Annotated in this window: 15 protein-coding genes; 6 read left to right on the top strand and 9 right to left on the bottom strand. The window is 62.6% G+C overall.

What is annotated here, in order from left to right; translation table 11 throughout:
- The first annotated feature begins 46 nt into the window (after window positions 1-46).
- Complete coding sequence (locus LZ586_RS10265; RefSeq protein WP_235076203.1) at window positions 47-1240, top strand: alpha/beta fold hydrolase; 1194 nt, start codon at window positions 47-49, stop codon at window positions 1238-1240.
- Window positions 1241-1378: 138 nt separating this feature from the next.
- Here the strand turns inward: LZ586_RS10265 and LZ586_RS10260 are convergent, their stop codons facing one another.
- The 3 genes from LZ586_RS10260 to LZ586_RS10250 form a co-directional block, all read right to left on the bottom strand.
- Window positions 1379-2773 (bottom strand): glucoamylase family protein, encoded by a 1395-nt coding sequence (locus LZ586_RS10260; RefSeq protein WP_235076202.1) that lies wholly within the window; start codon window positions 2771-2773, stop codon window positions 1379-1381.
- A gap of 103 nt (window positions 2774-2876) precedes the next feature.
- Complete coding sequence (locus LZ586_RS10255) at window positions 2877-5828, bottom strand: TonB-dependent receptor domain-containing protein (protein ID WP_235076201.1); 2952 nt, start codon at window positions 5826-5828, stop codon at window positions 2877-2879.
- A 27-nt stretch (window positions 5829-5855) separates the two neighbouring features.
- Window positions 5856-6839: a LacI family DNA-binding transcriptional regulator gene (locus LZ586_RS10250; RefSeq protein ID WP_235076200.1), complete on the bottom strand. Its 984-nt coding sequence runs from the start codon at window positions 6837-6839 to the stop codon at window positions 5856-5858.
- Between the two features lie 190 nt (window positions 6840-7029).
- Here LZ586_RS10250 and LZ586_RS10245 point away from each other — a divergent pair, with 190 nt between their 5' ends.
- Window positions 7030-9315, top strand: a complete 2286-nt coding sequence (locus tag LZ586_RS10245; RefSeq protein ID WP_235076199.1) for a glycoside hydrolase family 3 N-terminal domain-containing protein — start codon at window positions 7030-7032, stop codon at window positions 9313-9315.
- A gap of 51 nt (window positions 9316-9366) precedes the next feature.
- On the opposite strand, the gene LZ586_RS10240 is transcribed toward LZ586_RS10245, so the two are convergent.
- A complete protein-coding gene (locus tag LZ586_RS10240) occupies window positions 9367-10674 on the bottom strand; it encodes an MFS transporter (protein WP_261345997.1) in 1308 nt (435 codons plus the stop codon).
- A gap of 1571 nt (window positions 10675-12245) precedes the next feature.
- A complete protein-coding gene (locus LZ586_RS10235; protein ID WP_235076197.1) occupies window positions 12246-13208 on the bottom strand; it encodes a TauD/TfdA family dioxygenase in 963 nt (320 codons plus the stop codon).
- A 238-nt stretch (window positions 13209-13446) separates the two neighbouring features.
- Between LZ586_RS10235 and LZ586_RS10230 the strand changes: the two genes are divergently transcribed.
- Entirely contained in the window at window positions 13447-15918 is a 2472-nt protein-coding gene (locus LZ586_RS10230; protein ID WP_235076196.1) for an AMP-binding protein, read from the top strand.
- Window positions 15919-16217: 299 nt separating this feature from the next.
- Window positions 16218-16778 carry a helix-turn-helix domain-containing protein gene (locus tag LZ586_RS10225; RefSeq protein ID WP_235076195.1) on the top strand — a complete coding sequence of 187 codons (561 nt, stop codon included), beginning with the start codon at window positions 16218-16220 and terminating at the stop codon, window positions 16776-16778.
- A gap of 43 nt (window positions 16779-16821) precedes the next feature.
- On the opposite strand, the gene LZ586_RS10220 is transcribed toward LZ586_RS10225, so the two are convergent.
- The 3 genes from LZ586_RS10220 to LZ586_RS10210 form a co-directional block, all read right to left on the bottom strand.
- Complete coding sequence (locus LZ586_RS10220) at window positions 16822-17691, bottom strand: glycosyltransferase family 2 protein (RefSeq protein ID WP_235076194.1); 870 nt, start codon at window positions 17689-17691, stop codon at window positions 16822-16824.
- A 136-nt stretch (window positions 17692-17827) separates the two neighbouring features.
- Window positions 17828-18979, bottom strand: a complete 1152-nt coding sequence (locus tag LZ586_RS10215) for a glycosyltransferase family 4 protein (protein ID WP_235076193.1) — start codon at window positions 18977-18979, stop codon at window positions 17828-17830.
- An 81-nt stretch (window positions 18980-19060) separates the two neighbouring features.
- Window positions 19061-20554: a lipopolysaccharide biosynthesis protein gene (locus LZ586_RS10210; protein WP_235076192.1), complete on the bottom strand. Its 1494-nt coding sequence runs from the start codon at window positions 20552-20554 to the stop codon at window positions 19061-19063.
- 304 nt (window positions 20555-20858) lie between these two features.
- Between LZ586_RS10210 and LZ586_RS10205 the strand changes: the two genes are divergently transcribed.
- Entirely contained in the window at window positions 20859-21809 is a 951-nt protein-coding gene (locus tag LZ586_RS10205) for a glycosyltransferase family 2 protein (RefSeq protein WP_235076191.1), read from the top strand.
- 74 nt (window positions 21810-21883) lie between these two features.
- Window positions 21884-22873, top strand: coding sequence for a glycosyltransferase family 2 protein (locus LZ586_RS10200; RefSeq protein WP_235076190.1), 990 nt, complete (start codon window positions 21884-21886; stop codon window positions 22871-22873).
- A 63-nt stretch (window positions 22874-22936) separates the two neighbouring features.
- On the opposite strand, the gene galU is transcribed toward LZ586_RS10200, so the two are convergent.
- Window positions 22937-23797, bottom strand: a complete 861-nt coding sequence (gene galU / locus LZ586_RS10195) for a UTP--glucose-1-phosphate uridylyltransferase GalU (RefSeq protein WP_235076189.1) — start codon at window positions 23795-23797, stop codon at window positions 22937-22939.
- Window positions 23798-23836 lie beyond the last annotated feature (39 nt).

The following is a 23836-nucleotide window of genomic DNA, read 5'->3' as shown; positions in this document are numbered from 1 at the left end:
TGGCGGGCAGGAAATCTACGAACTGCCCGGCGGCCAGGAAAGGAGTTTGCTTATTCGCATTCCCGCTCGCCTCGGCGTATTCACCTTGCCGTTCGCCTTCGTTGCTCCGCCAGTCTCTGCACAGCAACCGGCGGCTTCCGCCACAGCGCCTTCATCCCTCCTGATAGATCGAGACGGGCTGGAACAGGCAAGAGAGATCGTCGCCGATATCCAAAAGATCGTCACCCCGGCGGGCATCGACGAGACCGTGATCGTTACCTTGGGAGGTGCACGACAGGTGGTGAATATCCGCGGAGCCGACCGTGCCAACCCTGTATTGCTCTACATTCATGGCGGCCCTGGGTCAGTGGAGATGCCGATGGCCTGGAGCTTCCAGCATCCGTGGGAAGATTTCTTCACCGTGGTGCAATGGGATCAGCGCGGCGCTGGCCGGTCCTATCCGCTGAACGATCCGGCCGCGATCGCGCCGACGTTGAGCCTCGAACGCTATAGGGACGACGCCATCGAGTTGATCGAGCAGCTCCGTGCACGCCTTGGGCAAAACAAGGTCTTCGTTCTTGGCCACAGCTTCGGATCGGCCGTTGGCTTGGCGCTCGCGGAAAAACGACCGGACTTGCTGCACGCCTATATCGGCATGGGGCAGATCATCGACTTTCGCGAAAACGAGCGCGTGGGCATGCAGCGCACGCTGGAGGAGGCGGGCAAGCGCCATGACACCGAGGCGGACCGCGCGATCCGGGCACTTGCACCGTATCCAAATGCCGGGCCATTCACGATTGGCAAAGCGGATGGCTGGCGTAAGTGGGCCAATCGTTACGGTTCGCTTGTCGGTCGCCGGCCCGATGCAAACTTTTACTTCAACTCCACCAAGCTCTCACCCCTCTACACCGCTCTGGATCGGGAAAGCTGGTCCCGCGGCAGCGCCTTCACCACAACCACATTATGGCCGAGATTGGCGGACGTGTCCTTCGCGGAGGTCCGTCGGTTGCATGTGCCAGTCGTCCTACTGCTAGGACGTCGCGACACGACGACGCCGTCCGGAATAGCGGCGGCTTGGCTTCAGCAGGTCTCAGCGCCGCGACGCCAACTCTGCTGGTTCGAAGAGTCAGGTCACCTCCCGATGATTGAAGAGCCTGGTCGGACGTTCTTGGCGTTGCTCTCCGTCCGGCACTTCTCTGACCAAGCTTCCTCGCAGATCGTCAGTCCGAATTGCTCAGACCTTCCGGGAAAGGGCGGCTAAGCAGAAGCGTGTGGAGGACGCGCTACAAGACGGGAATTCCCTTGCGGCCTGCGTTGCGAATGGCTGCTGCCTTATCGTTGAGGATACACCGCGACGCTGCGCGCCGCAAACCCGGCAGCCCGAGCAACAGCGCACCCCTTATCGAACCAACCAGCCGCCGCTGAACCCGGCGCGCAGCAGTCCGTCACGAATGGCGGGCGAATTGCGCATGTGCTTCCAGACGAAATCACGTTGATGATTGGCGATCATCGCCAGGATCGGACCTTGGTCGATACCTAGATATTCGTCGTCGAACCAGCCGAGCTCGGGATCGACGATCCCCTTCTCGACGTGCAAGCCCGCCCCAGCCAGCGTGGGGTTAAAGCTGTCGAAGAAACCGTATTTCTCATAAAGCCGACGCCCATAGCGCGCATGCATCGCTTCGGCGCAAGGTACTACGATCTCCGGCGCAAAGGCGATCGAGCCGAGCGCGGCGGTGGGCGCCAGCGTGCCGTCGTCGAACTCGTCGGGCAGGCCCTGCGGTCCGCGTGCCGAATAGGTGCGAAACTGGCGCGCCTTCCCATTCACTTTGTGCGTGCCGCCCAGCGGCCCGTCACAGGCGGTCAGACCCCAGATATCGGCGGCATAGCCCTTCCACCCCCCAGGGTTGCGCATCGCGTACGCGCGCTGCGCATAGGTGGCACGCCGGCTGTTCTCGAAATAGTCGAACCCCTCCGCGCGCATCACGGCGTCGCGAATACCGCGGAAGTCGATCCACGTGTGGCTGTATTGGTGTCCGAAGTGGGGGCCAAACGCCAGGTGCCTTCCTTGCCCCTGGCCGCGCCAACTTTGGGGATAGGTGGCGGTCCAGGCATGCCAGGCGTCGGTTCCCAAGCGGCGCGCCGGATCGGGTGCCCCCATACCGAGGACGTAGACGAGCATCGCCTCGTTATAGCCCTTCCAATCGGATGCGATGAACCCGCTCTCCGGATGCCACCCCATAGAGACCAGCGACCCGCGCGCCTGCATCCAGCGCCAGTCCACACGATTGTAGATCTTGTTGGCGAGGTCGCGGATTTCATGCTCCTCGGCGCCAGTTCCCTTGAAAAACTCGGCTGCGAACAGGATGCCGCCAAGCAGGAGGCAGGTGTCGACCGAAGAAAGTTCGGTCACCCCGAAGCGCAGCCCCTGCTCCATATCGATAAAGTGGTAGAAGAACCCCTTGTAGCCGGTCACGCCGCGGGCAGCCGGCCCCTGCGGCGCATTCCAGAAGAAGCGCAGCGTCGCTAGCGTCCGCTGGGCGGCAGCCTCGCGGCTGATCCAGCCGCGCTCCACTCCGATTGGGTAGGCAGTAAGCGCGAACCCCACAGCCGCGATGCTGCAGAAGCCGGCACTCGGCCACCGATCAGGCGCCAGTCCATTTGCCGGTTTCGTGGTCTCCCAGAAGAAGCGAAAAGTCCGTTCGGCGACATCGTCGATCAGCCTGGGCGGGGCACCGAGCGCCGGTAGCGCCACCGGGGGGGTGCAGGCACCAACCGCCCCGCCAGCAACCATGAAGGAGGTGCAAGCGAGAAGCGAACGGCGCGTGATCAAAATCGGTCTCCAGAAAGCAGGCGAGGCCGCCAAGGGGTAGCGGCCTCGCCCAGGGGAGGTTTGGTTAGAAGCGGTAGCCCAGCCGGAACTGGATACGCCGGGGCAGGGTGATGGTGTTGCGCCCGATCTCGGCCGCGTCGAGCGGATCGGTCACAGCACCCGTCGCCGGGTTGATGGTGTTGTTGAAGAAGTCGTCAAACCCTTCGAAGTTCTTGTTGTTGAACACGTTGAGAACGTCGACCGATGCCTGGACGCGATCGCCGCCGAACACTTCGAAGTTCTTGGCGAGGGTGACGTTGACTTCGCAGAAGGCGAATAGCCCCTCGATGCAGTTCTTCGCCGGATAGCGCGCCGTGAAGCTATTGAAGCCCGAGTCCGCGCCGTTGGTGCCATCAGTGACGCGGAAGGCCTGACCGCTGCCCAGGGTAGTGAGCGTCGAGAACTGGAAGCCGAGCGGCAGGTCGACAATGCCCGAGATCACCAGCCGGTGCCGCTCGTCGCCGCTGCGCGGACGCCAGCCATAATCGTCGGGCGTCACAGCGTCGAGGCTGAACAGGTCGCCGCCATTCTGCTCGCCCTTGGAGAGCGTATAGGCGATGTTCAGGCCCCAGCCCGAGCTTTCGGTATAGTTCTTGTCCAGTGTGACGAAGAGCGCCTTGTACCGAGTATCCAACCCGTCATAGCCGATCAGCGCATTTGCATAGCCGAAGGGCACGACCGTGGAGGTGTTGCAGCACGTGCCCAGCCCGTTGTTGTTCCGGGTGGCGAACAGGTTGGTATAACCGTTGCGGCCGCGCTGATAGGACCCGGTGATCGACGCCTGGAACACACCGACCTGCTGGCGGACGCCCAGGCTGATCTGGTCGTTCACCGGCGGGCGCGCGTTGTTCTTGACCGCGAACAGCTCCGGCAGGCCGGCGCTTTGCGAACTGGCGCGCAGGGCGAGCAGCCCTTCGCGGCTCAAATAGCTATTGTTCCAGGCGATGGTCGGTAGCCCGCCGCGCGGCGCACCGTCGGGGGAGAAGCGGAAGACGCCGATCGGGTTGATCGTGCGCGACAGCTCGTCGACCGTGTTGTTGAAGCTGTTGCGGTCATAATAGCGCCCGAAGCCGCCGAAGAGTACGGTCGAGCGGTTGCCGGCGAGGTCCCAGGAGAAGCCGAAGCGCGGGGCGATGGCGCCGCCAAAGGGCTTCCGGTTGTTGCCGTCGGAGATGTAATCTTCCGGGTTGAAATAGTCGGTGCTGGGGAGCGAGCGCAGCGCCGCCGCGGCATTGGCCGGGGTGCGATAATCATTGTTGAAGCCGTTGGTCTCGTAATCCCAGCGCACCCCGAGGTTCAGCTGCAGCCGGCTGGTGATGTCCCAGTCGTCCTGCACGTACAAGCCGACCTGGGTGTTGGAACCCTGAATCAGGCCGTTGCCAAGGCCGAGACGGGCTTCCGCAGGGAAAGCGAAGTTGAGATTGTTCTGCGGTTCGCGGCGGAAGGTAAAGCGCGGCTGGATGTACGCCTGGTTGGCGAACTCGATGTCGGTCACTTCGACGCGCCCCCCAACCTTGATCGCGTGACCGTCGAAGCCGGTATAGGTGAGGTCGTCGCGCAGCGTGTGGCCCTTCTGAACCTCGCGCCGGGTCGAATCCTTGCCGCCGAAGATGATGACCGAGTCGTAGTCGAAGGTTGCGAGATCGGGGTTCAGCGACGTCGGGTTGAACGTATAGTCCAGATAGTTCGCATTGAATTCGTTCGTGAAATTATCCCCGCTATAGATCCATTTGAACAGATACGTGTCGACGCGGTTGATCTTGTTCTCGGCAGCTTCATAGGACGTGTTGCCGCCGAAGCCTTGGATGTCGGTTTCTTCGCGGCGGCTGAAGGACAGGTCGAAGGTCTGGCGATCGTCGGGAGTGAGCGTCAGCTTTCCGAAGTAGAAGTCGCCGCGGAACGGACTGACGTACGCGCCCTCGAAGTCGGCGAGACGTCGGCCGGAAAATTGCTCGAACTCACTGACCGCGGCAGCCGAGCCAGTGCTGTCGACGTTGAACGCGCGATTCTGGTCATTGCCTTCATAGGCGGCGAAGAAGAACAACTTGTCTTTGATGATCGGGCCGCCGAGCGACACACCGTACTGCTTGCGCTCGAACGCCGGTTCGGGCCGGTTCTCGCGCTTGTCGAAATAGCCCTTCTGGGTCAGTCCCTTGTCGGTATATTGGCCGAACGCCTCACCGTGAAAATCGTTCGTGCCCGACTTGGTGATGGCGGTGATGATGGCCGAGCCGGCCTGTTCATATTCCGCTTTGTAGTTCTGGGTCAGGACGCGGAATTCCTGGACCGCCAGCTGACCGAAGGGGTTGCCGCGGCTGTTCTGCTGGCCGGCGATGCCGCCCTCGCGCAGCTTGTTCTTCAGGCTGACGCCATCGATGAAAACATTGACCTGGCTGGCAGTAGAGGCACCAGACTGGATGCCCTTGTCAGTTTCGCTGTCGTTGTAACGGACGCCGGGGGCGAGTGCGGCGAACGACAGGAAGTTGCGGTCTGTTTGCGGCAGGGTGCGGATCTGTTCCTGGCTGACGTTGGTGGCGACCTCGCTGGTGCGGGTCTCGCGCAGGCGTGATCCGGTGATGACGACTTCGTCGCCGCCGGCCGTTTCTTCCGGAGCGACCGCCGCTGCCGCACCGAGCGTCAGGTCGAGTGAGGCCGACTGCGCGACGCCTATGCGGATGACCTGATTGGCGGTGTCACCGTCCAGCGTGGCGATGACTTCATATTCGCCCGCACGAAGGCCCGAGAGCGTGTAGCTGCCATCCGCCTGCGTGGTTCCCCGGCTGGTCTGGTTCGTGGCGGTGCTTCGCGCGGTGAGCGTCGCGCCCGCGGCCGGCCTGCCCTCCGCGTTCACCACCTGCCCACGCAGCTGCGACGTGGTGACCTGTGCCGTTGCCGGCGCCGACAGCATGACGGCTCCCGCGCTCAACATCGTGGCTGCGGCCAAATAGGCGCGCAGTGCTCTTCCCTTAGCGTTCATGCTCCTGTCCCTTCTTGTTTCTGTTTTTCACGTCGTTGTGGCGCGCACCACGATGTCGGGCGCGTGCAATTCGGTCGCGGCGGGCTGGCCCAGGCCGCCAAGCTGGTCGGTAAGCCTCGTAACCGCGAGCGCCCCGATGCCGGCAATGGGCACGCGCATCGTGGTCAACTCCAGATAGCGAGCGACCGGAATGTCGTCGAAGCCGGCCACGGCAATTTGGGCTGGCACCGCGACGCCCGCCTCACGCAGTGCCAGCATGCAGCCGATCGCCATCATGTCGTTGGCAGCAAAGATGGCGTCGATGCGCTTACCGCCGGCGATCAGCGCCCGTGCAGCCGCAGCGCCGGCCTCCTCCGTGAAGTCGCCCGGCAGAACCAACGGGTCATCCACTCGAGCGTGTCGCCGCATCGATAGCCGGAAACCCGCCAACCGCTCTTCTGCGTCAAGATTTCCCGCTGGGCCCGTCACGTGCGCGATCGAGCGCCGGCCGCTCGCCAGCAGGTGACGTACCATAGTATCTACGCCGCCGACATTGTCGACCAGCAGCGCGGGGATACCGTGGTCCGCACGGCAATTCACCAGCACCGCCGGCACGTTGCGAGGCATGTTGCGCATCAGCTCTGCGGCATCGAGATGCGGCGCCATCACCACTAAGCCGTCCACTCGCCCACGCATGGCACGCAGCGCGTGAACGGCGTCATCGAGGTCGGCATGCATGTTGGACAGGAGCAAGTGAAAGCCGCGTGCGCTTGCCTCCTTGTCCATCCCGCGAACGATCTCGGAAAAGAACTCACCGTGCAGGTCGGGCAGAACGACCCCGATGGCATGTGCCCGCGCCATGCTCAGGCTGCGGGCGCCAGCATGCGGAACATATCCAAGCTTATCGGCCGCTGCGACTACCCGTGCGCGGGTGTCCGGATGGACGTTCTCCGCGCCGTTCAGCGCGCGTGACACCGAGGCGACGGAAACTTCCGCCTCCCGTGCCACATCACGAATGGTGGCTTGGCCCATTTAAGCTCTATCTCCCTACCGCACGCATGTGCCTGCGCTTCGGCTAAGTTTGGTTGCACCTATGAAACCGGTTGCGTCGCCGACAGTGCTACATACTATGTAACCGGTTACACAAACGGACCCAAGCAAAATTTGTCGTGGGTCTCAGGAGCAGCCGTCGCGGACGGAATCGGGTCTGGAGGAGAATATCATGGTGAATGCATGGATCTCGCGGCGCGCCGCGCTGATGGGTGCCGGCGCCGTCGCCGCCTGGACTGCAAGCCCGGCGGGCGCGCTCATGCGGGCGGCCGACGAACACACGCCCCCTGCATTCATTGACGCGCTCATCGCGCGGATGACTGTGGAGGAGAAGGCAGGTCAACTGACCCTGAACGCCGCGGCTTGGGCAGGGTCCGCCGCCACCGCACTCAATCCCCCTTCCGCGGGTGCCAGCTTCGAAGAGCAGTTGCAGCAGGTTCGTGCCGGGCAACTCACCGGCGTCTTCAACGGCAACGGCGCCGAGATGTCGCGCCGCATGCAGAAGGTCGCTGTGGAGGAATCTCGCCACAAAGTTCCCTTGATCTTCGCAGCCGACATCATCCACGGCCACCGTACCGTGTTCCCGGTGCCGCTGGGCGAAGCCGCCAGCTGGGAACCAGGCCTGGCCGAGCGTACGGCCCATATCGCTGCGACCGAAGCCGCGGCAGCGGGCATCGACTGGACCTTTGCGCCGATGGTCGACATTGCCCGCGACGCCCGCTGGGGCCGCGGTGTGGAGGGTGCCGGCGAAGACGTCTACCTGGGCAATCTTTTCGCCGCCGCGCGTGTCCGCGGCTTTCAAGGCAAACGCCTGACCGAGCGCGATGCGGTGCTCGCCTGCGCAAAGCATTTCGCGGCCTATGGTGCTGTAGAAGCGGGCCTGGATTATAACAGCGTCGACATTTCCGAGCGGACGCTGCGCGAAGTGTATTTCCCGCCCTTCCAGGCTGCCTTCCGAGCGGGCGCGCTGTCGGCGATGGCATCGTTCAACGAGCTGTCGGGCGTTCCCGCGACGGCCAATAACTGGCTACTCAACGACATTCTTCATGGCGAATGGAAGTTCGGCGGTCTAGTCGTCTCCGATTATACCGGCGACGAGGAACTCATCGCGCACGGCTACGCCAAGGATGGGCGCGACGCCGCGCGTCTCGCATTCTTGGCCGGGGTGGACATGTGCATGCAGAGCGGCCTCTTTATGAAGCATTTGCCTGAACTGGTGCAGGCCGGCGAGGTGCCCCTAACGCGGCTAGACCAGGCGGTCCGGCGCGTGCTGGTGGTGAAGGCGCAACTCGGGCTGTTCGACGACCCCTTCCTTCGCATCGATCCCCGGCGCGAAAAGGCACTGGTACTATCCAAATCCCACCGCGCGCTGGCGCGAGAGGCCGCCCGCCGCTCGGTGGTGCTCCTCAAGAACGAAGGCGATTTGCTCCCGCTCAAGAAGAACCAGAAAATCGCGCTGATCGGCCCCTTCGCCAGTGGCCAACATGATTTGGTCGGCCCGTGGTGCGTCTATGGCGACGACAAGCAGGCCGTTGACCTTGCCACGGGCATGCGGGCCGCCGCGGCCGATCCGTCGTTGATCACCGTCGCTACAGGGTCCGGCATCGAGGGGCCGCTTGCCGGCGGCATCGACGCTGCACTTGCCGCAGCACGCGCGGCAGACGTGGTGGTGCTTGCAATCGGCGAAGGCACGCGCATGTCAGGCGAAGCGCAGTCGGTCACTGACATCGTCGTCCCCGCGCCACAGATCGCCCTCGCGGAGGCCCTCGCCGCCACCGGCAAGCCGATGGTCGTCCTCCTCAAGAACGGGCGCGCGCTTGCGCTGGAAGGCGCCGTGGCGGCAGCCCCGGCAATCCTAGTCAGCTGGTTCCTGGGCACCGAGACCGGCTCGGCGCTCGCGGATGTGCTGTACGGCGCCTATAGCCCCTCAGGGCGGCTGCCGGTCAGCTTCCCGCGTGCAACTGGGCAGGTGCCCTATTACTACGGCCACAAGGCTACCGGGCGCCCAAACCCTGAAGGCGCTCTCCAGGAGTATAAGACGCACTATCGCGGCGTGCCTAACTCGGCCTTGTATCCGTTCGGACATGGCCTGACCTATGGCCAGGTGGTGTATTCCGACCTTCACCACAATGCGAGCCTACCGTGGAACGGCACGCTCACCGCCCGCGCTACGGTGCGCAACAGCGGCAGGCATGCCTGCGAGGAAGTAGTCCAGCTCTACATTCGCGACCGTACCGCCAGCATCACGCGGCCCGTGCGCGAGCTAAAGGCATTCCAGAAGATCGCGCTGAAGCCGGGGGAGACGCGGCAGGTTGAATTCACGATTCGCCGTGCGGACCTGGAGTTCGTAGGCGCGGACAATCGCCGGACGGTGGAGCCCGGCACATTCGACCTCTGGATCGCGCCTTCCGCCGAGGCTGACGGCATGGCCGCGCGCTTCGAGCTGGCGGCCGCCTGAGGGCAGCTGACCGCCGCGTATCGTAAGCAGCGGAGAGCCGATCAAGGACGCTTAGCGCCTCCGCTGCGCCAGCTCCGCAACAATCTCCGCATGCGCTTGGCGCCGCAGCGGACTTGCCATCATCAGGGCGATGGACAGCGCGACGCAGGTCAGCGGCACGAAGGCGATCGCTAAACGCAAGCCTTCTAGTGCTTCGGCAGATTGCCGGAGGTTTGCCTCATAGCCGATCATGCCGAGCGTGAGGCCGAACAGGCCGGTGGCCGCGCCGATCGCGCTTCTTTGCAGCAATGCCGCGAGCCCGAACACTGCGCCTTCCAGACGCGCGCCGGTCGCTCGTTCGCCCCACTCGACCGTGTTCGGCAGCATCGCCCAGAAGACGATGTGCACCCCGGTCAGCAGCAACTGGATCGCCACTAGGAACAGCTGCATCGTGCCGATGTCCCGCACCGCTACCAGCGCGAACCATCCCAGCAGTAGCATCGCCGGGGCAACTGCGAGGAACCAGGTAACACGCCCACCCGCTTTGCGGCAGATGAGGGTCCAGACTGGCACTGCAGCCGCGCCGATCAGCCCCATCGCTGCGAGAGCCACTTGCCCGGCCTGTTCGTTGCTCAGCTCGTATTTGTAATAATAGAGCACCGACTTGGACAAAAAAGTCGAGGCGATCGTGATCGCCGCCATTGCCGCGTTCAGCGTCACAAAGGCGCGGTTTGCAGCGAGAGCTGCCAGCGCGGCGCGAACCGAGACCGGCGCGTTTGCCGCAGGGGCCTCGCGCTCGGGCACCAGCCATCCTACGAGGAGCAGGATCAGCGATCCGACCGCTGCGAACACCGCCGCCGCCGCGACATAGGCGCTGGCTCCGGTGCCGCCGGTCAGCCAGCGGCCGACCGAGACGGTTCCAAGGCTTACCGTCACCATCGCCGCGGTTCCGAACAGCATGCGCAGCCCTGCAATCAGAGCGCGGTCGCCGGCATGCGAGCTGACCCGCGCGGTCATCGCCAGATAGGGCACGTTCACGGCGGCATACCCCGTTCGAAACAGTAGATGTGTGACGAACGCGAGAACCGCGGCCGAGCCGCCACTACCCACCGGCGGGAGATAGGCGAGCACGAAGCAGAGCCCCAGCGGGATCGCGCCACGGGTCAGATACCGGCGATAACCCTGTTCCCGGTGTCGATCTGCAAGCACACCAACGGCCAAGCTCACCAGTCCGTCCCAGATCAGCGCCGCCATGTACGTCGCTGCCGCCCACCCGACCGGCAACTGCAGCGCTTCGGTATAGTAAAACAAAAGGAAGAGCATGACGCTTTGCCAATAAAGATTGAACGCAAAGTCGCCTAAGGCAAATAGCACCAACATCCATGTGCAAGATCTACGGAAATATGGATTTGGCAAATGATTTCACCTCGCGCCAATGGAGGAGCCGCGAATTGCGCGATGCGGGCCCCTTAATAAGCTATGTATGAAGGCGGAATGTCCGCAAGATTAATGTCAAATCTGCAAACCAGCTCAGGAGAGCGGCAAGCGCAAGACCTGCAAGCCAGCCCTGCCAAGCACCCCTACGGAGGCCAATAAAGACGCCGATTGTGACTGGGACAGCGCACCACACTATCGCGACGCCCGTTAGCGCCCACCGCGCTCCAAGCGGGCTTAGTCCGCTGATGATGGCGTACATTGTCCGGCCCCACGTTGACGGCGGCAACTCAGCACACCGGCGCGGCACGCTAGTGCACGCACAAACCGGGACATGGACTAGCTGTCTCCGCCGCTCAGGCAGGATAGCTCGATTACAGTATTTGGCCAGCGACGCTCACCGCCGAGTCCAACTATCAACGGCGGCACTCATCCACGTAATCCACTTGTGGGTCTTGGACGCTACGCAGTAGCCGGATGGTCCTGCTAATCCACGCGCTGCTCAACGTCCGCTGACCACCAATCGCGGTCATCCCCGATCGACAAAGCAGTCGTCAAAAGCTGCCGGCCCGCTAACGCCCCAGTTACGGACGCTCAGGACTGGGTGTCCGGTACCTGAAGCGGACAACTATTCTGGCGACGCGGCGCGGCTGGATTGGGCGTTTGCCGTCGGTCAGCTTTCAGGGAGCGGCCCTGCGCGTCAACGGCAGATGACGTCCCAGCGTTGGACGTCGGGAAGCTGCTTAGCCCGCACGTGTGACCGCAGAGGCGAGCTGGCTGGACGACCCAAGTGTCAACGAGAGCACGCAGGAACCGCGTCCGGGCTACGTCGCCCTCTACCGCTGCGTCGCTGATGGGGTGGCGCGGCCGGGGTTGCTAGTTTCCGAAGCGTTTATTCCCCTGCCGGCGGAGCTTCTGACGCCTTCGCTTGCGGTACGTGGCAGCCCACCAAAAAGAGGGCCCCAAGATCAAACTAGCGATTAGCGCCCAAGCGATGATCTCTCGAGTAGCATCAGACACCTTGGATCTCCGGCTGCCGAGATGGTACGATAGCATGGTTTGTGCGATCTAGTCAGCGCGATCGGCGCGGCAGGAGCCTGAGCTGCCCGTTGGGCTTAAACGGCGCAGGGTATCGCGCCGGGGCAGGACTGCGGACGACGCTTACCAGTAGGCCGCCGCGAAGCGCCAGACCTCGTTTAGTCTTGCACCGTGGCGACAATGGCGTTCAGGTGCGAGAAGCTGGCGTTGCCGGTGTCGCGACGCGCTATGACAGGAACGAACCAGTTGGCGTCCGGCTCGACGTGGATCGTAGGTTTGAAGTCACCAACATGAAAGCAGATCGCAATCGATCTGCTTTGTTCGCGTTAGCGCGCGAACAATTTGCGAAGAAATACCGTCTCCACTTCACGACCTAGATCATCGCTTGGCTTTCTTGAGGAAACCGTGTCCTTCGCCGCCAAACAGACCGTACATTGTCTCATTGCGGTTCACGCGTAGCTGTCAGGCGGAACCTTGCCTCAGCTAAGAACGGGCAAGGGCAATACGCGTCGGACGGGAGCGCTTTCCTGCTTTGCCATCGCCACGTGCACCCGCCGTGAGCCCGCAAAAGGCAGCCTGCCATGAGCAAAACGCATATTGTCGAGGATGAGCAGGTCGCCCTCGCGCCAGCACATCGCGGTCTGATAGCGTTCGAATGCGGCACGGACGGCGTCGATCTGGTCAGTTTCGATTGGCGCGCCATCGCCGAAGGTCGCGTCGCGGGGCAGGCGCCCCGGGCCATAGAGCTTCTCAAGCCCCTGACGGATGCGGGGGTCGAGCAAGGACGAATGGAAAAGGTGCGATTGATTGAAGTAGATGAGCTGACCGTGCGCGGCGGTGACGCATCCCTGTGCCGTGTGCGACGTCGAGAGCGCGTCATTGGCCAGCCATTCGACCTTCATCCCGAAGCTGGCTCCGACCCTTTCCACGTCACTTCTGTTCTGCGTTTGGAACGCCTGTTGCCAGGGTATGTCGACGCCCTTCTGGAATGTCCTGTGATAGGTCACCCCCTTGCGATCAAAGAGCTCGAGCAGTGCTCCCAAAGCCGCGCTCACCGCGTCGATGTCGCAGACTGTGGTTTGTCCGCCCTCCGCTGCGACCTCGAGCGCGTGGAACGCCACGAAGCGCGGCCAGACCTTCATATAAGCCATTTCAGAATGAAGCTGAATGGTGCGCGGGCTCGGATATTCCGTCGCAGTTAAGGTCTTACCGAGAACCTTACTCCGCGGAGTCGACCAGAAGGCATCCTCGAGCAGTTGGTCTGATAGTACTAACAGCGCACGCTCCACTGCATCGGCAGCCCGTATATCGCCCCGGAGCAGTACGGCACCCGTTGTTGCAAGCGCTTCTTCAGCCGCCTCGCGCCACGCACCGTGTGCGAGCGCGGCGTCGTCGGTGATGGCGATCTGTGGTGCAACTTCGGCGAAGTTCTGCAATTTCATGAGACACCCCCTAGTTGTTTCTGAATTATTTCGGATCATGCCGCTGATCCGCGATTGCTGCAAGAGTGCGCGACGGGGCTGTTCCCACCTGTCGACGTCCGGCGGCATGCGGTTTCGCGTGAGCTATCGGGCGACGTTAGTCCCGCGCTTGTACGGGGCGTGGCACAAAAGCCTGGCAACTCACGGCGATGTGAGGGTATCGATCAGGTGAGCGTGACGGGTCAGCTCGGGGGAAACAATGGATCGTATCGCTGTCAGCGGCGTGTTGCTGCGCTCGTCCCTGAGTTTCATCGAGCACGTATTCTCGCTGCAGGCCGCGGGCCGCATTGCAGCACTGGTCCCGAACCGGGCCACCGCGGAGCGACTGGACGGCGTCATTCTCGACAGCTTTGTCGAGCCGGCGCAGGATTGGGGCTGGTTTGAAGGCAGGAGTCCCGACCTCTCGACGACAGGCCCGGCTCAAATCTCCTTCACCTCTGGTACGACGGGGCGACCGAGCGGTATCCTGCTCGACGGCACCGCAATTCACGATACGACCCTGCGCATCATTGCGGTAATGCACCTTGATGCGAGCGTGCGTGAATATGTTGGCGTTCCCTGCACCCATTCGTTCGGACTTGGCCGGTTCCGCGCGGTCGCGAGCGTAGGGGGCAGGGCTTATCTGCCGGAACATGGCTTTGACCCGGCCGAGTTCGCCGAGATGCTCGAGCGCGGGCAAGTCAATGCGCTCTCCGCAGTGCCCAGCCTGTTGCGCATCTTGATCGAACAGCCGCATGTGATCGGAGCCGCAGGCGCAAAGTTGCGATGGCTCGAGATCGGCAGCCAGCCGCTCGCCCTGGAAGAGAAGCACGCGCTAAAGCGGATGTTTCCCGAATGCCGGATCGTCCAGCATTATGGACTGACCGAAGCATCACGCACGACCTTTCTTGATCTATCGCTTGCTGCCGGCAAGGAGCTGGGCTCAGTCGGTCGTCCGACCGGTCGCGCAGAAGTCACGCTTGATGTCGAGGGGCGGGTGCGGATCCGCGGGCCGCATACGGCGCGCTACCGTATCGACGAGAGCGGTTGCCATGCGCTTCTCGACGGGGATGGTTGGTTGACCACCAGTGACCTTGGCCATGTCGACGACGAGTATTTGTACTTCGAGGGCAGGTTTGACGACGTTATCAATTGCGGCGGGATCAAGCTTTCTCCCGATCTAATCCAGGAGCGAATGTCAGGAGAGCTCGGAACCGCCCAGGGCTACGCCGTCGCGCGAACACCCGACGCGATGCGCGGCGACGGCATCCTCGTTGCGCTCGAGGTCGGTGCTGGGCTCGATCCAGAGACTGTTCGGCTCGCGGCCCTGAAGGTCGTCGCAGCAATGGGCGTACGTGCCGACAGCGCCTTGCATCTGACGCTTCTCGAGATGCTGCCGCGAACGGCGAGCGGGAAGGTTCAGCGCGTCGAATTGTCCAGGATCCAGCCGCCGGCGTTTCACGAGGCGCCCAAGGCCGCGTTCGAAGACGTGCCAATGACGCCATTATGCGCCGCCGTCGCGCGCGAGCTTGGCCGCGATCATGTCAGTTCCAGCGACAGCGTAACGTCGCTTCAAGTGGATTCCTTGAATTACATCCAGCTCTCGCTCTTGCTGGACCAGCTAGCCGGGCCGCTACCCGACGATTGGGAAACGCGCGCCCTGGGAACTCTCGAGCGCCGTGGTTCGACGATAGCCCGTAATACCGTTTCAATCGAGACGTCGACACTCATCCGCGGGATCGCGATCCTGCTTGTTGTACTCGATCATACCTGGCGGTACGCGACCTATGGCGCGGCTGTACCGCTGATGGTCGTGGCGGGCGCGAATTTCGCCCGCTTCCAGGTTCCGCTGGCACTTGATGGCCGGTTGCGGGAGATCGTGGGTCCGCTCGCGTGGCGCGTGATCCTGCCCTATTTTGCCATCGTCACCGTGGACCTCGTCTACCATGGCGTGCCAAGCCTTCTACCCTATGTGTTCCTGTCGAACCTGGGCGGCGGCGTGATCAATGCGGACGGCAACCGACTGATGGTGTCGTACTGGTTCATTGAAAACTACATTCTATTCGTGGCCGTTTTCGGCGCCGCTTTAAGTTGGCGGCCGGTCCGGAACTTCGCGCGCGAGCATGAATGGGAGCTCTCACTGGGATTGCTGGCCGCCTTTATCATGCTGGGCCTGATCGGCGTCTATCACCGGGACAGCGCGGCGTTCGATCAATGGACGCTGTTGTCGGTCGGCTGGGCATTTGTCCTGGGATGGTCGCTCCAGCGAGCGTCGAACCCTGGTCGCAAGATGGCCGTAGTCGCTACCTTGTGTCTGGTTCCTTTCCTCACCAATGACGACCTTCTCCTGATAGGCTCTATCGTCGAGCCTCCGCTCCACAACCAGGGCTGGCCAGTGGCACGGGTCATCATCTTCTATCTGACCGAGATGCTTCCGATCGCCTGGATGGTGTTCGTAACTCGGATCGAAATTGCCGCGCCCGCGGCAAAGCTGATTTCCAAAATCGCAAGTGTAAGCCTCTACATATATATTATTCACCCCTTCGTTCTGCACGTCACCGGCACAGATGCGGCGTTGCCGCGAGCGCTGTTCGGCGTGTTTGCCAGCACTGTCGCTGGCGTGACGCTGGCAAAGGCGATCGACTGGAGCACCGCGCGTGTCGCGCGCAGCCGCCTGATCGGGGCGAGCTAGTCGGTCGCGACGAAGAACATTGCAGCGCGGTTGCGCATTGGTCGGGAGCTGAGCAGACATGCCTCCACGGCGGACCTTCCGTCCAGGCTTTCCAGTGCTGGAACGATCATACACGGAGAAGAGATAGCGACAGAGCGAGGTCGGCCTGCGGGCCGCAGGCGTCGCACTCCCGCGACGTGGGAGGTTTGTTGATCGCCTGCTGACGTCGGTGGGTACATTGGGCTGGCTTTGCGCGTCGGCACCTCTATGCTGCGGCGCACAATCGTCTCGGTTAGGCGTGGCAGGTAGCGAGAGGCGGGATGATGATGTGGAGGACGAGTGATCCGTCGATCGCCGGCATCGATCTCGACGCATTGATGGAGCTGCTCGCTAGCTACGAGAACCGGATGATCGAAAGCCGGAAGCTGATCGAGGAAGGGCTGCGGGTGATCCAGGAAACCCGGACGCGCCTTATGGGGAGTCAGACAGGGCCGAGCGGCTATACCAGCGTCATCGAGGCGACCGTCGATGATCCTTTGAGCTCGACCGCCGATCCCAGGCTGTTGAGCTACCAGCCGGACGATGACAGCTACAGGATCGGTCGTCGGCAGGTGCCGCTGACAGCAACCGAACGGCGTGTGCTCGACATCCTGCGCAGTAGCAGCCCCGAGCCGGTCTCGCGCGAAGCCTTGTTCGAAGCGCTGTACGGCGACGACGTGCGACCAAACCATGGCGTAATAGACGTGTTCCTGTCGAACCTGCGCAACAAGCTCGTCATTGCGAGTGGTGGGCGCGAATTCATCGAGACGGTGCGACTTCGGGGATGGGCACTAAAACCCGAGGGCTGCGGCGAAATCTGGGCAATGCGCGACAATAGCTGATCCCGCCGAGCGACGGCGTCACGGGCGACATGGTCTTCCGCCCTCAGGCTCGGAAGAGCGCACGCAAGCCGGCAATGAGGAGGTGCGCGCCCATGCGCGTTGGCCGTCGCAGCAACGACTTGGCTACCTCGGCCAACGCCTTTCGCCGCGCGCCGAAATCCCATAGATAAATTTGGGCCAGCCGAATGTGGTGATAGGCGTCCACCCGTCGCAGCTGGGTAGAGGACATACCTTCGCGGGTTCGCTCGAAGATCACGCGGTGGCCCTCAAGAACCTTGTAGATATTCTTCGAAATTCGTCCGGCGTCGCTCTGATCGTAGATCAGCAAAGGCTCCGCGACTGTCGCGAACTCTCCGCGCTCGCGCAGGCGCAGCCAGAGATCCCAATCCTGGCAACTCGGCAGCGTCACGTCGAATCCGCCGATCGAGAGGAACGTCTCGCGGCGCACCATCGCCGTCGAGGTGCTGCCGAGAAAATTCATCAGGCGAAGATCGTCATAGCTCACCGAGGGCCTGTTCAGCGGTTCATCCCTAACCCCGTCTGGAAGCGCGTAGCGGATGCCGGTGAAGCACGCGACCGCCTGCGGATGTTGTCCAAGGGCCTCTGCCTGCTTCTGGTGTTTCGCAGTCAGCCATTGGTCATCCGAGTCGAGGAAGGCCAGCCACTCCGCCTGGGTCGCGGCGGCACCGCAGTTCCGCGCGTTATGGGCGCCCCGGTTCTCCTGCGATCGGATAAGCCGCACACGCGGATCGGCGCTGGCGAGGCGCTCCACGATCTCGGGCGTATCGTCCGTCGACGCATCGTCCACCACGATGATTTCGTCGACCGGCAAGGTCTGCTGCTGACAACTGCGGATGGCCTGCGCGACCAATGCAGGCCGGTTTCGCACGGGGATGATCACGGCCGTGGTCATGGTTGCGTACCTCGAACTCTGATGAAAGCAGGCGGCGCGGAAGTCGTTTCAACGCCAATGCTTGCGAAAGGACTCAGCCCGATCAGAGCAGTGGCTGTACCACGCTCGGATCTGGGCTGTGCCTGGGCCGGTATGATCATTCGAGAACCGCCAGGGCCTCGATGGTGCCGAGCAACTGGCGCGAGGTCGCCGCCGCGCGGTGCAGTTCTGCAAATTGGCGTATCCGCACTGGGTCGAAGGCTTTGCGGCTTGCAGCGAAGCGGGCGAGCGCAGCGGCAATCGCTTCGGGTGAGGCATTCTCGGCGAAAACGCCGCTCACACCGTCGTTGATCGCATCGACGACCCCCCCGACGGCAGTGCCGATCACTGGTAGTCCGCGGGCGGCGGCCTCGACATAAACCATGCCAAAGCCTTCGACATCGCTGCGACTTGGCCGCGGGGCGAGAACGAACAGGTCAGCTGACTCATATGCTCGATCGAGCGCTGCATCGTCGAGCCGTCCCATGAAATGGACGCGTTCGCTGATCCCGAGTTGCTTTGTCAGCGCCGTGAGGCGCGGCAGATCGTCGCCATCCCCGACTACAGAAAGCTCGGCGTCGATCTCGCCTCTGACGATCGCTAGCGCCTTAAGCAGGCCGTCGACATTCTTGCGGCGGTTCTTCGAGCTTAGACGCGAAACGGTCAGGATTTGAAGGCGCCCTTCGCGGCGTGGTCGCACCATGTTCTTGAAGTGGCGATCGTCGATGCCGGGCGCGACGACCTGCGCCCGATCGTCCGGCAGCCCGCAAAGGTCGAGGCAGCGCCCCCGGGTATAATGGCTATTGGCGAAGATCAGACGAGTGCGGCGAAGCCCCGTGATCACCCTTTTACGCCTCCACCAGCGGGCGGCGTGTGAGCCATCGCCGCCATCGCCCATCCGTAGCTTGCGCTCCAAGCGGTCGACCAGCGCAACCGGCCCGCTCAGCCCCGGCACCCAAGGGCTAATGAAGTCATTGCCATGGACGTAGGCGAACAGGGGGATCGCTTGCGCACCTTCGGCCACGTCCAGCAGCCAGCCGGCGTTGAGCACCAGCCATGCATCCACCGGCTGTGCCTTGATTAGCACGCGGTCTGGTCCTGGAAAGCCGGTCCAGCTTGCCACGTGCCGTACCCTGCCGGTGGGCGGCGCGGCCTGCGGCCACGTAATCAGCGTCACGTCGAGCCGCTCGGCAGCGTGTGCGATCAGGCTGGCGGCGTGCTGTTCCATTCCGCCGGTCGCAGGCAAGTACTCAGTTGCGAGGATGCCCAATCGCAAAGTCATCAGATTACTCTCCCCCGGGAAGGGTTTTCGCCACGTTGCGTAGTCGCAAAGCCGCACATCGGCGCCCCCTTATCGCGCGACGCGCATGACACGGTCGATCAAACCGCGGAGTATGTTCAGGCTGTCCGTCATCGTCGACCGTCCCTCCGAAAACAGGAACATCACCGCCAGATAAGCTGCGTAGGAAGAGGCCAGCGCAAGCCCGAGCAGTTCGATCGAGGGCAGCGATGGAACCCGCCGCAGGAGGTGGACGAGAATCAGGGTCGTGACGCACGCCGCGATATGAGGGGTCGTCGTCCGGATGATGTCCGAAGGCCGGACCGGGCCCGAGCGCGTGACGACCGCCCACAGCAGAGGCGTTCGTAGATACTCGCTGATCGCATAGGCGGCCGCCACGCCGAACGGGCCGGCCCAGAGCCCGCAAACAAAGGCGAGAATGCTCGTCGTCGAGGAAAAGAAGCCCCAGAGCATATACTCTCGGGTGCGGCCCTGGCTGACGAAAAGCCAGCCCGTTGGATTGTTGAGGGCCTGGACGAGCGCGGCATATCCCAGCGCACTGAAGATCTTGCCCGCAGCCACCCATTCCGGACCGAGCAGCGTAACGATCAGAACGTCTGAAGTACCGATCATGAAGATCACGCCCGGGAGTACGAGCAGCAACATTTGCCGCACCGAGTTCAGATAGGCGTTTCTGTATCGCTCGGGCTCGTCGACAAGCCTGGCGAGAACAGGCTGGAGGACGCGTGCGAGCGGTCCGGTTACCTGTTGTAATGGCATCAAAAGCAGTTTGTAGGCGCGATCGTAGGTGCCCACCGCCTGGTCACCCCATCGCCAGCCGATCAGAACATTGTCGAGATTGCGTGCGAAGAAATTTGCGAAACCGAAGCCCGTGATACCGCCGCCAAAGCCGAGGATTTCTCCAAGCCCTTCCGCCCGTGCGGGGCGACCCGGAATCCAGCGAACAAGGCTCCAGCTGCCGATTACCGGGGTCGCCGACAGGATCAGGCTACCGACGAACAGCGCCCAATAATTGTCCCAGAGGATGGCGAACAGCAATGCTCCGGCAAAGCTGAGGATAGCAGCGGCCGTATCGATCAAGGCCAGCGCACCGAAACGCATCTGGCGATTGAGCAAGGCCATATGCTGGGAGCCGAGCCCATTGACGAAGACCAAGCAACCGAACGCGACCGTTAGGGGGGCGATTCTTGGGTCGCCATAGAAGAGTGCAATCAATGGCGAGGCCGCGATCAGCAAAACCGAGAGAATGAGGCTGAACCCCAAGTTCATCCAGAAGAGCGAACTGACCTGTGCGTGATTGATATCCTTCTTCTGCACCGTCGCCTGCGTGAGGCCGAAATCCTGGAACATCATCACAAAGCCCAGGATCGGCGTGACCATCGCGATCAGCCCGTAGTCGACTGGCGTGAGCAGGCGCGCGAGGACGATGACGGAACTGGTCTGAACGACGAACTTGATCGCCTGGGCGACGCCCGTGATCACCGCGCCATTGGTTGCATGTTCCCGGAATCCGCCGCTTGGCGAATCGAAGGCCGTAATCGTCACACACCACTCCCATCGCCCGAGAATGATGGCGGAATTCCCGGCACCATGGCAGCGCAGGCCTGCGGCCCGCGAAATCCCGTTCAGACGCATCTCTCATGCGGGCAATGCCATAGCGAGCGCCTCACTTCCACCCGTGGGCGTAGCGCAATCTTACTGTCCCGTGCAGAGACATGCCGCCGTTTGTACAATCCGAACTCGCCTGATGCGGCTGGAGAGGCTAGGAGAAAAGATCGTCGCCTCTTTGTTTTGTACGGTGACATTGCCATGCCTGCTAAAAGGCATCCACTGGAGGGGGAGGGTAACGATGGTCGACGTCACCTTGATCCTCTGCACACGAAACCGCGCCGCGGGTCTTGGTGGCGCTCTCAACGCCTTGGCCGGCGCGGTAAGGCATGCACCGCCGGCAGCCAGCATCGAGCTTGTGATCGTCGACAATGGTTCGACAGACGGCACGGCGGCGGTGATCGAGCGGTTTCAGTGCCAGTTGAGCAACGTCCTGGCGATATACGAGCCCCGGCCCGGCCTTTCCGCGGCGCGGAACGCCGGCCTTGGTGTCGCAACTGGCAGGCTGGTCGCCTTCACGGATGATGATTGCGAGGTGTCGCCTGCGTATTTTGCCCAGATGCTAGAGCATTTTGGCGCCGACGAGGAACCAGCGATTCGGGGAGGGCGGGTCAACTTAGGCGATCCTCTGGATTTGCCGATTACCATCAAGGTGGCCGAGCACCCGGCAGAACTGACAAAGGACATGATGCCCGCTGGGTTCATTCATGGGTGCAATATGGCGATGCCGCGGAGCATCTTTGCTACGCTCGGAATTTTTGACGAGCGACTTGGGGCCGGCAGTCGCTACAAGTCTGGCGAGGACACCGACCTGTTTCTACGCGCCGCGCACGCCGGAATAGCTATACGTTACGTTCCCGACATGTCGGTGACTCATTTTCATGGCCGCCGGACCGTACCGGATCTCGCCAAGCTGACCCGGCAGTACGAATATGGCAACGGCGCGCTACTGATGAAGCATCTCCTTCGGTCGCCGATTTTGGCAAAGAGCTTCTACTGGAACGCAAAGGACGTCCTTCTCGAGCGTCTAGGTCGCCGGTCGAGCATCGTCGCGGAAACCGGTGTGAGCAGGTTCGGCATATTGTGCGAAAACTCGAAAGGCGCCGGGCGTTTTCTTCTCGAAAGCGTCCTCTCTCCGCTGCTCGGCAGGTCGCAAGTTGCGGAGGCGAAATCGCTGGTGGCGCCGCGATGAGGGATGAAGCGACGCCCTCGATGTTGCCCAAAATCGCGCAGGGAGATGCCCAGATTGCACGACCGGGGGCCTTGGTGTCCGTCGTCATCCCATATTATCAGCGCCGATCCGGCGTCCTGCTCGGAGCGCTCCGGTCGATCTTTGATCAGCGGCTTCCCGAAGGGCTTCATCTGGACGTGATCGTCGTCGACGACTCCTCGCCAATTCCCGCTCGAGGTGATGTGAAGCTGCTGTCCGATAGGGAAGCTGCAGGTGTACGGATATTGACTCAGGCAAATGCAGGGCCGGCAGCGGCGCGCAACGCGGGACTGGACGCCGTTCCTCACGACGCGCGATACGTCGCCTTCCTCGACAGCGACGACCGCTGGCATCCGGATCACCTCGACACGGCTATCGCGGCGCTCGAGGAGGGATACGACGTCTATTTCGCCAATAACTGGGTAGAGCCGGGTCAGGATTGGTTTTCCGCGCATCCGCGTTATGATATGATGCGGAAGTCACTCGGCGCGGCAGACCTTCACCTTCAGAGACTCACGTCCGGCGAGGCAGTTGACCTGCTGATCGAAGAGCCGCTGCTCCATTTATCTACACTCGTTTTTCCAGCAAGGCGGCATGGGTCGCTACGCTTCGAAGATGCGCTCGAGACGGGCGAAGATCATCTCTACAGCCTCGTTCTCGCCGACCGATCACTCGGCATCGCCGTCAACCAGACGCCGATGATGGCACGCGGTTCGGACGGTGTGAATTTTTACCGGGGTGCGCTCGACTGGAACAGTCCCAAGTCCGCCTGGCGCGCGCTTACCACCGTCGTCAAATATCGCCGGATCGCCGATCTTATGTCCCATCGCGCCTCGATCACGCGCCTCGCCCACGCCAAGGCGCGTGTCAGCCTCGATGAACTCGTTTATTTGCTGATGCGCAACGGCATGCGGTACCCCGTCGCCAGCTTCGCAGTGGCTGCGGCCGCCTGGCGACGTTGGCGATGGAAGATCTTCGGCGCGATCCCCATAGCCGTCTCGCTGCTTGCAAGGCGCCGCAAGGGATCGCTCGAGTTTCGAACCTGACGCTTTAGCTCGGCGGTGGAGAGGAGAGCAGTCGTATCTGCTCAGCCTCTCGTTTGGCGCGGGTCAGCGCCGCAGCCACGCCTCGATTTGCGGCCCTATATCGTCGCGCGCCATCGCGACCGCGATGTTGGCCTGGATGAAGCCCGCCTTGTCGCCGCAATCGTAGCGCGTGCCGGCAAAGGTCACCCCGTGGAAAGGCTGGCCGCCGATCATTCGTGCCATCGCGTCGGTCAGCTGGATCTCGCCGCCCGCACCGGCTTCCTGGGTTTCGAGCACGCGCATGACCTCGGGCTGAAGGACGTAGCGCCCGATCACCGACAAATTCGAGGGCGCGGTGCCGGGCGCCGGCTTCTCAACCAGCCCCGTCACTTCGGTCAGTGCGCCCGCGCGCATTCCTGGCGTTATGATGCCGTAGCGATGGGTCTGATCGTCGGGGACTTCCTCAGCGCAGATCAGGTTGCCGCCGATCTTGTTGTACGCGTCCACCATCTGCTTGAGACACCCAGGCTCTCCGACCATGAGGTCGTCGGCGAGCAAAACCGCGAAGGGCTCGTCACCGACGATGTCGCGGGCACACCAGACCGCGTGGCCCAGTCCCAATGGCTCCTGTTGACGGACATAGGCAACCGCACCCGGCTTGAGCCGCGTCGCGTCCAGGATATCGAGTGATTTGCCGCGCTGGCTCATCATCGTCTCGAGCTCGAAAGCGATATCGAAATGATCCTCGATCGCGCTCTTACCGCGGCCGGTGACGAAGATCATCTGCTCGATCCCAGCCTCCATCGCCTCCTCGACTGCGTATTGGATCAGCGGGCGATCGACGATCGGCAACATTTCCTTGGGCATTGCCTTGGTCGCAGGAAGGAAGCGAGTGCCGAGCCCCCCGACGGGGAATACTGCCTTTCGCAACGGCTTGATGCGCATCTCAATTCTCCTGGAGGACGCGAATCGCGACTGCAGCCC

The sequence above is a fragment of the Sphingomonas sp. S2-65 genome, assembly GCF_021513175.1.
In the GTDB taxonomy this organism is placed as follows: Bacteria; Pseudomonadota; Alphaproteobacteria; order Sphingomonadales; family Sphingomonadaceae; genus Sphingomonas.
This window is presented reverse-complemented; position numbering and strand designations above follow the sequence as displayed.